At 70.5% G+C, this 13,245-nt stretch carries 10 protein-coding genes and 1 pseudogene; 8 read left to right on the top strand and 3 right to left on the bottom strand.

The window, feature by feature from the left end:
* The 3 genes and pseudogenes from ACRDP3_RS18665 to ACRDP3_RS18655 form a co-directional block, all read left to right on the top strand.
* Nucleotides 1–1,578, top strand: a pseudogene (locus ACRDP3_RS18665) (hypothetical protein); the annotation flags it as partial.
* A 356-nt stretch (nucleotides 1,579–1,934) separates the two neighbouring features.
* A complete protein-coding gene (locus ACRDP3_RS18660; protein WP_431518105.1) occupies nucleotides 1,935–3,596 on the top strand; it encodes a succinic semialdehyde dehydrogenase in 1,662 nt (553 codons plus the stop codon).
* 186 nt (nucleotides 3,597–3,782) lie between these two features.
* On the top strand, nucleotides 3,783–5,666 hold the full coding sequence (locus tag ACRDP3_RS18655; protein WP_431518104.1) for a GMC oxidoreductase: 1,884 nt from the start codon (nucleotides 3,783–3,785) through the stop codon (nucleotides 5,664–5,666).
* A gap of 285 nt (nucleotides 5,667–5,951) precedes the next feature.
* On the opposite strand, the gene ACRDP3_RS18650 is transcribed toward ACRDP3_RS18655, so the two are convergent.
* Nucleotides 5,952–6,194 carry a chorismate mutase gene (locus ACRDP3_RS18650; RefSeq protein ID WP_431518103.1) on the bottom strand — a complete coding sequence of 81 codons (243 nt, stop codon included), beginning with the start codon at nucleotides 6,192–6,194 and terminating at the stop codon, nucleotides 5,952–5,954.
* A 387-nt stretch (nucleotides 6,195–6,581) separates the two neighbouring features.
* On the opposite strand from ACRDP3_RS18650, the gene guaA reads away from it, so the two are divergent.
* Together guaA and ACRDP3_RS18640 are read left to right on the top strand one after the other, a co-directional pair.
* A complete protein-coding gene (gene guaA, locus ACRDP3_RS18645) occupies nucleotides 6,582–8,207 on the top strand; it encodes a glutamine-hydrolyzing GMP synthase (RefSeq protein ID WP_431518102.1) in 1,626 nt (541 codons plus the stop codon).
* 22 nt (nucleotides 8,208–8,229) lie between these two features.
* Nucleotides 8,230–8,907 carry a Uma2 family endonuclease gene (locus ACRDP3_RS18640; RefSeq protein ID WP_431518101.1) on the top strand — a complete coding sequence of 226 codons (678 nt, stop codon included), beginning with the start codon at nucleotides 8,230–8,232 and terminating at the stop codon, nucleotides 8,905–8,907.
* Between the two features lie 70 nt (nucleotides 8,908–8,977).
* On the opposite strand, the gene ACRDP3_RS18635 is transcribed toward ACRDP3_RS18640, so the two are convergent.
* Nucleotides 8,978–9,604 carry a TetR/AcrR family transcriptional regulator gene (locus ACRDP3_RS18635; RefSeq protein ID WP_431518100.1) on the bottom strand — a complete coding sequence of 209 codons (627 nt, stop codon included), beginning with the start codon at nucleotides 9,602–9,604 and terminating at the stop codon, nucleotides 8,978–8,980.
* A gap of 239 nt (nucleotides 9,605–9,843) precedes the next feature.
* Here ACRDP3_RS18635 and ACRDP3_RS18630 point away from each other — a divergent pair, with 239 nt between their 5' ends.
* The gene (locus tag ACRDP3_RS18630) at nucleotides 9,844–10,911 is read left to right on the top strand and encodes a zinc-binding dehydrogenase (RefSeq protein WP_431518099.1); all 1,068 of its coding nucleotides are present in this window, start codon (nucleotides 9,844–9,846) and stop codon (nucleotides 10,909–10,911) included.
* A gap of 116 nt (nucleotides 10,912–11,027) precedes the next feature.
* Nucleotides 11,028–12,086, top strand: coding sequence for an aminoglycoside phosphotransferase family protein (locus ACRDP3_RS18625; protein ID WP_431518098.1), 1,059 nt, complete (start codon nucleotides 11,028–11,030; stop codon nucleotides 12,084–12,086).
* 105 nt (nucleotides 12,087–12,191) lie between these two features.
* Here ACRDP3_RS18625 and ACRDP3_RS18620 read toward each other — a convergent pair whose 3' ends face one another.
* A complete protein-coding gene (locus ACRDP3_RS18620; protein WP_431518097.1) occupies nucleotides 12,192–12,596 on the bottom strand; it encodes a nitroreductase family deazaflavin-dependent oxidoreductase in 405 nt (134 codons plus the stop codon).
* A 321-nt stretch (nucleotides 12,597–12,917) separates the two neighbouring features.
* On the opposite strand from ACRDP3_RS18620, the gene ACRDP3_RS18615 reads away from it, so the two are divergent.
* The coding region (locus tag ACRDP3_RS18615; protein ID WP_431518096.1) for a VOC family protein at nucleotides 12,918–13,245 on the top strand (328 nt) is incomplete at its 3' end.

The following is a 13,245-nucleotide window of genomic DNA, read 5'->3' as shown; positions in this document are numbered from 1 at the left end:
GCGGACGCCCGCCCGCAGGACGGGGCCCACAGCGACCGCGCCACGCCCGCCTCACCCGCGGGCTGGTGGTCCACCTCGCCCGGCAGCGCCCCCGTCCCCGACGACCACGTGCGCTGGCTGCCGCCGGGCGACGACGAGGTGAGCCCGGCGGATCTGCCCGGCACCCGGCCGCCCAACAGCCTCCCCGTGCCAGGTTCGTGGCGCCCTGCCGCGCCGGAGACCGACGCGGACCCCTACCCCCACGACGCCCCGTACGCCCACGAGGCCCCCTCCGACCCCTCCGACGAGGAGGAGGAAAGCCGCCCCTGGGGCCACGAACCGGCTGACTCCGGCGACACCGACGACGGGCCCTACCGTGGCCCCACCACGGCGCTGGCGGCGGAGCGTGCGCGGCAGGCCCGGATGACCGTGGTCGGAGCGGTGACCGAACGCTGGGCCCCCGAGCAGGCCGGCCCGGTCTACGAGAACTGGCGGCTGGCCCCACCCGTCGGCCCCGCCGCCGACCTGTGGGCACTTGGCGCCCTGCTCTTCCGCGCGGTGCAGGGCCATTCCCCGTACCCCGAGGAGGACGCGGCCGAGCTGGTGCAGATGGTGTGCGCCGAGCCGCCCGCCTTCGCCGAGGACTGCGGGCCGCTGCGCCCCGTGGTCGAGTCGCTGATGCGTCAGGACCCCACCGAACGTCCGGACTTCGAGGAGCTGCGCGGCTGGCTGCGCTCACTGGTCCGTTCCGCTCCCGAGCCGGAGGTGGGCTGGCACACGGTGTTCGCTCCGCCCTCCCTGGGCACGGGCAGATCCTCGGACCCGCGGAGGCTGCCGATTCTGCGACGCCGAGGCGAACTCGTCCGCAGACGCCGGGCGGAGAAGCGGCCGCCCCCCACGGAGCGGCACCGGCACAAGCGGCGGCACAGCCCGCGCAGCCTGGGCCGTTGGGCCGTCGGCCTGGTGTTACTGGGCCTCACCGCGGCGGTGCTCTACGCGATGTGGTTCATGCCCAAGGGCGATCCGGACGGCACGGCGAACCAGCAGCGCGGCTCCGTGGGCAAGGAGAGCAGCCCTCCCCAGCCCGAGGACGACAAGAGCAAGGACAAGAACCCCGAACCGAAGCCGCCCGCGTCACCGGACCCGGTGCCCAAGGGGTACAAGCTGAGCAAGGACCCGGCCGGGTTCCAGGTCGCCGTACCCGCCGCATGGGACCGTCGCTCCACGACCGGCCGTGGCCAAGTCCGTTACAATGGCGGCGAGGTCGAGATGCTCATCGTCGACGGTCGGGACAGCACGAAGAAGTACGGCAAGGACCCGATGGTCTACCAGAGCGACGACGAGCCGGAGCTGGCGGCGTACCGCGCGTCGGACTGGGCGTCCACCTCCGGGCTGCGGCGCATCGACGTCGGCGAAACCGCCATGGCCGAGGGCACCTTCAGCTGGCGGGACGGCGGCCGCGAGGTATACGCGCGCAACCGCGCGATGATCCATGACGGCCGGTATCACCTGCTGATGGTGATGGGCTCGGAGAACAAGAAGAAAGAGATCGACCGCCACTTCGAGGCCGTCGCCGACACCTACCGCCCAACCCCGTAACCGTGCCACGTCCGGGCCTGGCGACCGGACCCCACGCCGGAGATAGCCGACTACCGGCCGGAGGGTGTGGGACGCGGTGGTGCGTGGGCCCGGACACTCTTGGGGTCTCCCCGGCGAAGCCAGGGGAAGTGATTTTCGGCCCGGCAAAGGTGAAAGAGGCCAGCAGAACAGTACGGGGGGCCGGGCCGTAAATCATGCCGTCCGGGCACGCGTGCCGCCGTGGCACGCACCCGACCCCACCACCCCGCGCACGCACCCCGCGCCAGCGGGCCACGCGCCAGCATTCACTGGCAGATTCCGTGAAAGTGGTTACCGCCGGGTATGCAGCCGGTATCCCCAGTCGTAGTCTCTGCCGCATGACGGACACGCAGGAGAAGCGACACACGCAGGGCACCGCCGCAGCCGACGCCGAGGCCACCGACGGCACCACCGGCGCGCGCAACCCCGTCGCCGCGCCCCCCGCAGGGGCCCGCACGGCAGCCGACGTGGTCACCGCCGACCTCGTCGCCCGCCTCACCCGCGGCGTGGCCGGCAGCGGCACCACCTCCAGCCACTGCCCCTTCACGGGCGAGAAGCTGGCCGACCTGCCGGAGTCCACCCCCGAAGACGTCGCCGCCGCGTTCGACCGCGCCCGCGAGGCGCAGCGCACGTGGGCTGCGACGCCCGTAGGCCGGCGGGCCGCCGTCCTGCTCCGCTTCCACGACCTGGTGCTCAAGCGGCAGGACGAGGTGCTGGACCTGATCCAGCTGGAGACCGGCAAGACCCGGCTGCACGCGCACGAGGAGGTGCAGGCGGTCACCGTCGCCGCGCGCCACTACGGGCGCAAGGCGGGCGCCTATCTGCGGCCGAAGCGCCACACCGGGGCGATACCGACCCTCACCAAGGTGACCGAGCTACGCCACCCCCGGGGCGTGGTCGGACAGATCGCGCCCTGGAACTACCCCTTCGAGCTGTCCGTCGGTGACGCCCTCCCCGCCTTCGTCGCGGGCAACGCCGTCGTGATGAAGCCCGACACCGAGACGGCGCTCACCGCGCTGTGGGCCCGTGAGCTGCTCATCGAGGCCGGACTGCCGGAGGCGGTCTGGCAGATCGTGATCGGCGAGGGCCCGGTGGTCGGGCCGGCGGTCGTCGAGCGGGGCGACTACGTCTCCTTCACCGGTTCCACCAAGACCGGCCGCGGAGTGGCCCAGCAGGCGGCGGCCCGGCTGGTGGGCTGTTCGCTGGAGCTGGGCGGCAAGAACGCCATGCTCGTGCTGGCCGACGCCGACCTGGACAAGGCGGCGGCGGGAGCGGTGCGCGGCGCGTTCTCCTCCGCCGGGCAGCTGTGCATCTCCATCGAGCGGCTCTACGTGGACGAGTCGGTGGCCGACGCCTTCCTGGAGCGGTTCGTGGCCCGTACGAAGGCGATGAGGCTGGGTTCCGCGCTCGCCTACGGCGCCGACATGGGCTCTCTCGTCTCGAAGCAGCAGCTGGAGACCGTCAACCGGCATGTGCAGCAGGCCGTCGCCAAGGGCGCGAAGGTGCTCGCGGGCGGCCGGCCGCGGCCGGATGTCGGGCCGCTCTTCCACGAGCCGACGATCCTCGACGGCGTGGACTCGCCGATGGCGGTGTGCACGGAGGAGACCTTCGGCCCGGTCGTGTCCGTCTACCGCTTCAAGGACGAGGACGAGGCGGTCGAGCTGGCCAACGCCACACCGTACGGCCTGAATTCGAGTGTCTGGAGCCGCAACGGCCGACGCGCACGGGACGTCGCGGCCCGCCTGCGCACCGGCACCGTCAACGTCAACGAGGGCTACGCCGCCGCGTACGGCAGCGTGCAGGCCCCGATGGGCGGCATGGGTGACTCCGGGCTGGGGCGGCGGCACGGTTCGGAGGGCATCTTCAAGTTCACCGAGCCGCAGACCGTGGCGCATCAGCGGCTGTTGCCGATGGCGCCGTCGTTCGGTATGGACGACGGCCAGTACGCCGCCTTCATGAGCCGTTCGCTCAAGGCCCTGAAGGCACTCCGGTTCCGCTGACCCCCCACGGGCGGCGCGCGGTGCACCCCCGTGGCACCTCCAGTGCACCGCGCGCCTAAACCCCAGCCCCCTGCCCCGGCACCCGGCCACCTGACCAACCCGCCCACTTGACCAACTCGCTCACCTGACCAACTCGCTCACCCACCAACGACGACCTGAGCCGCACCGCTCGCACCGGAGGTCCCCGTGTCCGAGGAGAACTCCGCCCAGAACAACAAGGGCGATTCGTACGACTACGACGTGATTGTGATCGGCTCCGGCTTCGGCGGTTCCGTCTCCGCGCTCCGGCTGACGGAGAAGGGTTACCGGGTCGGCGTGCTGGAGGCGGGCCGCCGCTACACGCGGGAGACCCTGCCGAAGAACTCCTGGGACACCAAGAACTACATCTGGGCCCCCGCACTGGGTCTCTACGGCATCCAGCGCATCCACGTGCTCAGCAACGTCATGATCCTGGCGGGCGCCGGGGTCGGCGGCGGCTCGCTGAACTATGCCAACACTCTCTACGTGCCCCCGCCCGCCTTCTTCCAGGACCGGCAGTGGGGCCACATCACCGACTGGCAGCAGGAGTTGCGCCCGTTCTACGACCAGGCGCAGCGGATGCTCGGCTCCCGGCTCAACCCGACCATGACCCCCTCCGACGAGCACCTGAAGGCGACCGCCGAACGGATGGGCGTGGGTGACACCTTCCACATGGCGCCCGTCGGGGTCTTCTTCGGCGACGGGCAGGACGCGGACGGCAAGGCCACCGGCGCACCGGGCGACGAGATGCCCGACCCCTACTTCGGCGGCGCGGGCCCCGCCCGCAGGGCGTGCACGGAGTGCGGCGAGTGCATGACCGGCTGCCGGCTCGGCGCGAAGAACACCCTCAACGAGAACTACCTCTACCTCGCGGAGCAGGCCGGCGCCGTCGTGCACCCGATGACCAGCGTCCGCGCCGTCGAAGAGGCTGACGGCGAGGGCTTCGCGGTCACCTGCGCCCGTACGGACAAGCGCAAGGGCGCGACACACGTGCTGCGCGCCCGTCACGTCGTGGTCGCGGCCGGTACGTACGGGACGCAGACCCTGCTGCACCGGATGCGCGACAGCGGCACGCTGCCCCGCCTCTCGGCCCGGCTCGGCGAACTGACCCGCACCAACTCCGAGGCCCTGGTGGGCGCTCAGACGATCGACCGGCGCTACGTCAAGAAGTGGGACGACGGCAGGAAGCTCGACTTCAGCCGTGGCGTGGCCATCACCTGCTCCATCCACCCCAACGAGAACACCCACATCGAGCCGGTGCGCTACGGCAAGGGCTCGAACTCGATGAGCGCGCTGACCACTCTCCAGGTCAATCACGACACCCGGCTGCCCAAGGTGCTCGGGCACATCCTGACCTGCCTGCGGCACCCGAGCCTGTTCGTGCGCTCGCTCTCCGCGCGCAAGTGGTCGGAGCGCATCATCATCGGTCTGGTGATGCAGACCCACGACAACTCGCTGACCACGTACCGCAAGGAGAAGGGGCTCGGCAAGGGCCTGCTCACCGCCCGGCAGGGACACGGGGCGCCGAACCCGGCGTACATCCCGGAGGGCGCCGAGGCCGCCCAGCACCTCGCCGACGAGATCAACGGCTTCCCGGGCACCAACGTCGGCGAGCTGATGGGCATGCCGCTGACCGCGCACTTCCTGGGCGGCTGCCCGATCGGGGACAGCGCGGAGAGCGGCGTCATCGACCCGTACCACCGGCTGTACGGGCACCCGGGCATCTCCGTGGTGGACGGTTCGGCGGTCTCGGCCAACCTCGGGGTCAATCCCGCGCTGACCATCACGGCGCAGGCCGAGCGGGCGATGTCGCTGTGGCCGAACAAGGGTGAGGCGGACACGCGCCCGGCGCAGGGTGGGCAATACGAGCGCATCGAATCCGTGGCGCCGCGCGAACCGGCCGTGCCGGAGAGCGCGTTCGGGGCGTTGCGGCTGACGGTGCTGCCCGTGCCGACGGTGCCGGCGAAGAAGCAGGAGTCCGCGAAGAAGCAGGAGCCGGCGAAGAAGGAGCCGGCGAAGAAGCAGGAGACCGCGAAGCAATCCCCCGAGTAGGCCGGAGAGGCCGGTCCAGGGCGTCCCCCGGACCGGCCGCTGCCTCCCCGCCGCAGCGGGGAGAAGGGCGTGACCGGGCTGCTGTCCCCTGCCGTCCGGTCACTCGCGCCCGGAGCGAGGTCCCACGACGCTGCCGCCTCTCCGCACAGGAGAATCGGGCGTCTCATCGCTCGGATGGCGCCGCCCCATTCAGCCGGACGCCCAGCTGACATCGGGGACACCGGGTCCAACGAAGCCCTCACGGGGCGGTCACGCGCCGTACGGGTGACCGCCCCGCACGCCCCTTCACGACCGCCCGCGGCACAGCCCCAGCAGCGTCATCGCGAGCTGGGTGCCGGGGCGGCCCAGCGCGTCGCGGTAGCGGCCGAGCACCTCCATCTCGCGGGCGAGTCCCCCGTGGCCCTCGGCCCGCGCCTGCTGGACGCGGACCGACACCGCTCTGCGTTCCTGCACGAGTGCGATGATCTCCGCGTCCAGCTCGTCGATACGGGCGCGTGCCGGCTGTGTCGCTTCGGTGATGCCGCTCATGGTGGTGTCTCCGTCTCCTGGGGGCTCGTGCTCGGCTCGTACTCGTGACGCGTACCTCGCCGGAGCCCGGGGCCCTCGCGGCCCGGGGGAGCGGAAATGACCGGCGCCCCGGGCCTTGATCGGCCCGATGGGGGTACCTCCCATGCCGAAGGCTATGGGGGAGCCCGGTCAGTCGCTTGTCAGTGGATCAAGCAGCTCGACCATGGCAGCCGGACGGGCCGGTGCCATAGGTAAACCAGAATCGCTTCCGGTCGGTCTGCTCGAACATGCGGGACATTATGCCCCGGCCTGTCACGGAGGCCAAGCCGGGCCGCTGCCGGGTCCCGGTAGAATCGGCTGTACATCAAGCCCCGCTCCACCGCCGTAAGGCCGAAAGGCAGCAGCTCCGTGGCTTCAGCGCCCTCCGCGTCCGCCTCCGCCTCCGCGTCCGCTTCTCCGGACGCCCCCGACGCTCCGGACGTCGTCCTCGTCGTCGACTTCGGCGCCCAGTACGCGCAGCTGATCGCGCGCCGTGTGCGTGAGGCCCGGATCTACAGCGAGGTCGTCCCCTCCACCATGCCGGTGCCGGAGATCCTCGCCAGGAACCCCAAGGCGGTCATCCTCTCGGGCGGTCCCTCGTCCGTGTACGCCGAGGACGCCCCCGCCCTCGACGGCGCCCTCTTCGAGGCCGGCGTGCCCGTGCTCGGCCTCTGCTACGGCTTCCAGTTGATGGCGCAGAGCCTCGGCGGCACCGTCGACAACACCGGCAGCCGTGAGTACGGCCGGACCGACCTGTCCGTCGCCAAGACCGCCTCCACCCTCTTCGAGGGCACCCCTGCCGAGCAGCAGGTGTGGATGTCGCACGGCGACGCCTGTTCGGCGGCGCCCGACGGCTTCACCGTCACCGCGTCCACGGACCTGGTGCCGGTCGCGGCGTTCGAGAACGACGAGCGCAGGCTGTACGGCGTGCAGTACCACCCCGAGGTGATGCACTCCACCCACGGCCAGCAGGTGCTGGAGCACTTCCTCTACCGGGGCGCCGGGCTCGCCCCGACCTGGACGACCGAGAGCATCGTCGACGAGCAGGTCGCGGTGATCCGCGAGCAGGTCGGCAGCAAGCGCGCGATCTGCGGCCTGTCGGGCGGCGTGGACTCAGCGGTCGCCGCAGCTCTCGTACAGAAGGCCATCGGCACGCAGCTGACCTGCGTCTACGTCGACCACGGGCTGATGCGCAAGGGCGAGACCGAGCAGGTCGAGAAGGACTTCGTCGCGGCCACCGGCGTACAGCTGAAGGTCGTCGACGCGGCCGACCGCTTCCTGTCGGCGCTGGCCGGGGTCGCCGACCCCGAGCAGAAGCGGAAGATCATCGGCCGGGAGTTCATCCGGGTCTTCGAGCAGGCACAGGCCGAGCTGGTGGCGGAGGCCGGCGCGGCCGGCGAGGATGTCGCCTTCCTCGTGCAGGGCACCCTCTACCCCGACGTCGTCGAGTCCGGCGGCGGCACCGGCGCCGCGAACATCAAGTCCCACCACAACGTCGGCGGGCTCCCCGAGGACCTGGAGTTCCAGCTGGTCGAGCCGCTGCGGCAGCTCTTCAAGGACGAGGTCCGGATGGTCGGCCAGGAGCTCGGCCTGCCGGACGAGATCGTCCAGCGCCAGCCCTTCCCGGGCCCGGGCCTGGGCATCCGCATCATCGGCGAGGTCACCCGCGAACGCCTCGACCTGCTGCGCGAGGCCGACGCCATCGCCCGTGAGGAGCTGACGGCGGCCGGCCTGGACCGAGAGATCTGGCAGTGCCCCGTGGTGCTGCTGGCCGACGTCCGCTCGGTCGGCGTCCAGGGCGACGGCCGTACGTACGGGCATCCCGTCGTGCTGCGCCCGGTCTCGTCCGAGGACGCCATGACGGCGGACTGGTCCCGGCTGCCCTACGACGTGCTGGCCCGCATCTCGACCCGCATCACGAACGAGGTCTCCGAGATCAACCGCGTCACCTTCGACATCACCAGCAAGCCGCCGGGCACGATCGAGTGGGAGTGACGCCCCCGTAGGGCCGTCAAGCGTGCTGCCGTCGCTCATTCGTCTGAGCGACGGCACGGCTCTTTCCGGCTGCTGCTCATTGCCGGACGGCGACCATGGCGGGGTGCACAGTGCTCCTCCGACTTCCGGCTTCCCCGAGTGGCTGCGCCCTCCGCAGGAGGGCTTCACGGTCGATGACCTCTTCCGGCTCTCAGAGCTCCCGCCGCACACGCAGCTGATCGACGGAAGTCTCATCCCCCGAAGTCGGCAGAGTTCGTTCCACTCGTCGTTCAACTCGCTGCTGTCGCGGGAGCTTCGACGTACCTGTCCCGAAACTCTGCGCGTGCGAGGCGAGATGATCGTCGTCCTCGCGCGCCACCAGGCGCTGGAGCCGGATGTCTGCGTGATCCGGGCCGGTGCGGACCGGCAGCGCGGGGTTGACCGCTACGAAGCCGGGGACGTCGTCTTGGTGGTCGAAACGGTCGACCCGGACTCGAAGATCCGGGACCGGGAACGCAAGCCGCAGCTGTACGCACGAGCGGGCATCCCGCACTTCTGGCGCGTGGAGATGTCCGGCGAAGAGGACCGCCCCGTTGTCTACGTCTACGAGCTGGACCCGACGACCAAGGTCTACGTCGTCACCGGCATCCACCACGACCAGTTGAAGCTGTCGGTCCCCTTCCGCGTCGACATCGACCTGACCGAGATCGACCACCTGTAGGCGGGCCCCGGCGGTAGGTTGCCGGGGTCCCGTCCGCGCAGCGGGGCCTGCACCGGTCACCGGACGCGGGTCAGGCGGCGGTGTGGCCCTCCTGTCGCAGGGGAGCGACGAGCGTCTCCGCGGCGGACCGGGCCAGCTGCGCGGCGTCCGCCACGTCCGCGACGGAATGGCAGACCATCGCCCCTTCGTGCAGGCTGAGGAGTTGCACCGCCAGAGCGTCGGGGTTGTCGGCACGGGCCTCGACGAGCAGCTGACGGAAGAGGGCGCGCAGCCACTTCTTCTCTTCCACCGCCAACTGGTGGCCTGGGTGGCCGGGTTCGGGGAGTTCGGCGTAGGCATTGACGAGGCAGCAGCCCCTGGCGCTCCAGTCGATCCACTCGACCAGGGCGTCGAACGGCGCCAGAACACGCCGCCTCGGGCTGCCGCGGTCGATGTCGTCCAGAGCAGACATGACGAGCTTCCGCCAGCGGACGTCCCGGGCTTCCAGGTAGAGCTTGATCAGCTCGTCCTTGGAGCCGAAGCGGTTGTAGAGGGTCCGTTTGGTTATGCCGGACTCGGCGGCGATCGTATCGACGCCCACGGCGTGGATGCCGCGCCAGTAGAACAGCTCGGATGCGACGTCCAGTATGCGGCGGGCCCCCGGCGTCAGGACGTCGTTCTGCCCGGCAACGGTCTCAATGGTCTTGTCAGCTGTCATTCGGGATGCACCTTCACAGGTCTGTGTAGTAGCCTTGAGGTTCACAGACCAGTGTAGGAGATGAGTGGTGTGCGACGAACGAGCCGGCGGCTTCTGGCGCTGATCATGGACATCAGTCACGGTGTGCACACGGGCAACGCCATCCGGCATGGGCTTCCCGTGGCGCCACCTCGCCCCCGGAAGCCGCAGTCCCAGGCACCCGAGGCGGCCACCCCGCGGCAGGCCGACAGGTCCCCCTCGTGATAGCGGCGGTACTGACCCGTTTCGGTGATCCTGAGGCGCTGCGGATCCTCGATGTGCCGGTTCCGCTCCCCGGTCGCGGCGAGGTCCTGGTGCGGGTGAGCGCGGCGGCGATGAACAACACCGACATATGGACGCGCGAAGGCGCCTACGGTCTGCCCGGCCGCCCCGAGGCGCACGCGGGGTGGCGGGGGCCGATCGGCTTCCCCCGCATCCAGGGCGCCGACTTCGCCGGGTCGGTGGTCGGTCTCGGAGACGAGGTCGATGCCGCTTGGGACGGCCGCCGCGTGCTGGTCGATCCGGCTCTCTACGACGGTGACGGCCCGGACTCCCATCCGGTCGGACTGCTCGGCAGCGAGGCGGACGGCGGCTTCGCGCAGTACGTCGCCGTGCCGGTCGAGCGCGTTCACGACATGACGGCATCCCCGTTGAGCGATGAGGAGTTGGCCTGTCTTCCCGTGGCGTACGGCACCGCGCTGGGAATGCTGGACCGCGCTCGCGTGGAGCCCGGTGAAACGCTTCTGGTGACCGGCGCTTCCGGTGGTGTAGGACTCGCGCTCGTCCAACTGGCCGCCGCACGGGGTGCTCGGGTCATCGCACTGACCACGGAGAGCAAGAGCGGCCTTGTCCGGCAAGCCGGCGCGCACGCGGTGATCAGCCGTGATGTTGCAGGCAGTGCCGCCGGCACCATCACGGCGGCGATCAGAGACCTGGCCCCCGAGGGCTTGGACGCTGTCGCCGACGTCGTCGGCGGGGCGATCGTGGCAGACGCTCTGCCGGCTGTCCGTGACGGGGGACGCTGGGTCGTCGCCGGTGCCGTGGCCGATCCGGTCATCGCCTTCGACCTGCGCAGGCTCTATCTCCACAACATCAGCCTGATCGGTTCGTCCATGCACACGCCGGCGCACTTCGACGCACTCGCCGCGGCGGCCGTCGAGGGGGCCATCGTCCCCCGCGTGGCCGCGCGCTATGAGTTGCGGGACATCCATGCCGCCCAGGCGGACTTCCTCAAGCGAACCCACGTGGGAAAGGTCGTCCTCATCCCGGGGCCCACCCCCTCGACGTGAGGTCGTCCGCGGCGTCCGACGGGCAACTGCTGGTGTGCGTCGGCCGGCGGGACAACAGTGGTGCCCTGGGCGAAGTGTCCGTACACCGTGCTGCGAAGGGCCCTACGCTGACCAACATGCCGACCCGTGTGCCGATCAGCGACGAGCTGCGTTCCGCGGTGGGCTCCCCTACGGAGGCCACGCTCCTGGACAGCAGTCCGCGCTCCCGGGTGTGGCGGGTCGGGCTGCGCGGTGGCAGCCGGGTGATCGTCAAACAGATCGCCGACGGCGGTGGCACCGGGCCCGATGGGGATGCGCGCTATGCGCGGGAGGTCACCGCGTTGCGGCTCGCCGCACGGGCGACCCGGCCGACCGTCGCCCCCGCACTGCTCGGAACGGACGCGGCGTCACGCGTGATGGTCCTGGCACACCTGGACGACCTCGGCGCTGCCGACGACTGGATGCCCGGCTACGCCGAGTCCCTCGCCCGGCTGCACGCGCTCACCGGGCCTGCTGACACGGGAACGCTCCCAGCCTGGTCCGGACCGACGGCCGCCGACGCCGAGTCCTTCGTCGCACTCGCCAAGGCCCTTGGCGTCCCCGTCCCACCCGGAGTGCCGAACGAGCTCGCCGGCCTGATCGACCGGCTCGACCCAGCGCCCCACCATGCGCTGCTGCACGGAGACCCCTGCCCCGGCAACGACCTGCGCACCGCCGCCGGCGTCCACTTCGTCGACTTCGAGCAGGCGTCGCTGGGCAACGGCCTGGTCGAACTCGCCTACTTCCGCATCGGTTTCCCGACCTGCTGGTGCGCCGTGTCGGTCACGGCCGCGCCGCTCGCGGAAGCCGAGGCCGTCTACCGTGCCACCTGGCGCGGCCTCACGGGCAGGGACGTTCCCGGCGATCTGGCCGACGCCTGCGCCGGATGGCTGATCCGCGGCGACGCACTGGTCGAACGCGCCCACCGCGAGTCCGTCGACGACCTCGCACGGGTACCTGCGGAGGACTTCGAATGGGGCTACATCTCCGCCCGGGAACGCCTCGTCCACCGACTCGGCGTGGTCGCCGACCTGACCCGCGACCACGACCACTTGCACGCCCTCGGTCACCTCAGCGCGGCTCTGGCCGTACGCCTGTTGGAACGATGGCCCACACTGCGCGCACTGCCCACGCAGAGCACACGGCCGTGGTACTGACACCTGTGTGATCACTGAGTGTGGTCGCCGGGGTGTACTTCTCCGCGACGTCGCTCACAGCGGGAGTCGACCGGCCCGAACAGCCCGAAGACCACCTCGGGACGATCAGACGCGGTCGAGGACGACCACCGGGATCTCGCGGTCGGTCTTGGTCTGGTACTCGTCGTAAGCCGGCCAGACCTTCGTCATCTTCGGCCACAGCTGGGCGCTCTCCTCACTGGGCGCCGTCCGTGCCCTGGCGGTGAACTTGTCCGCACCGACTTGCACCTTGACCTCGGGGTTCGCCTGCAGATTGAGGTACCAGCCGGGGTGCTTCGGGTCGCCGCCCTTCGAGGCCACGATCACGTAGGAACCGTTGTGTTCCTGGTAGATGAGGGGGAACTTGCGCTCCTGACCCGTTTTGCGGCCGGTGGTGGTGAGGATCAGACACGGTGCTCCACCCTCCCAGTCGTGGCCGACCTCACCGTTGGTCTCCTCGTAGCGGCGAACGTGCTCGTCCCCGAACAGCATGCGCGGGTTCCTCTCCCTCGGCTGATCTTGACGTTAACCACTCTGCGCACCTTCCGCAGGGCGGAACCACTCCTGCCAACGCCGCACATGTCTTGATTAGTCCCCGGCGAGCAAACCGCAGGTTACCCGCCTGTAGGCGGGCCGACGGCTCGGCGGTAGGGCCAACGGCCTTGCCCGGCTGCCCTTTCAGGGTCGGCCCGGAAATCACTCGCCCGTGCTCGCCTCGTCCGATACGGTCGCGGGATTGTTTTCACTGCCGGGAGCCCATGAGGTTCGCGTGTGGCCTCCCCGGCAATTCCCAGGCTGAGAGCAGGTTTCGTTATGGCATGTCGTATCAGTGAGCTGGTGCTCGGTTGCCGCGACCCTGAGGTGCTGGCCCGGTTCTGGTGCGAGGTCCTGGACTTCGTCGTGCTCGATCGCGAGGACGACGGCACGCTGGAGATCGGGCCGCGCGAAGGGTTCGGTGGTCCGCAGCCGACGATCATCCTCAGTCGCAGGGATGAGCCGGAGAAGGGGAAATCCCGGCTGCACATCGACGTCAACGCCACCGACCGCGATCAGGACGCCGAGCTCGAACGCCTTCTGAAGCTTGGTGCGCGCCCGGCCGACATCGGCCAGACAGGGGAGGAGCAGTGGCATGTCCTGACCG

Source organism: Streptomyces sp., from assembly GCF_050698815.1.
In the GTDB taxonomy this organism is placed as follows: Bacteria; Actinomycetota; Actinomycetes; order Streptomycetales; family Streptomycetaceae; genus Streptomyces.
This window is presented reverse-complemented; position numbering and strand designations above follow the sequence as displayed.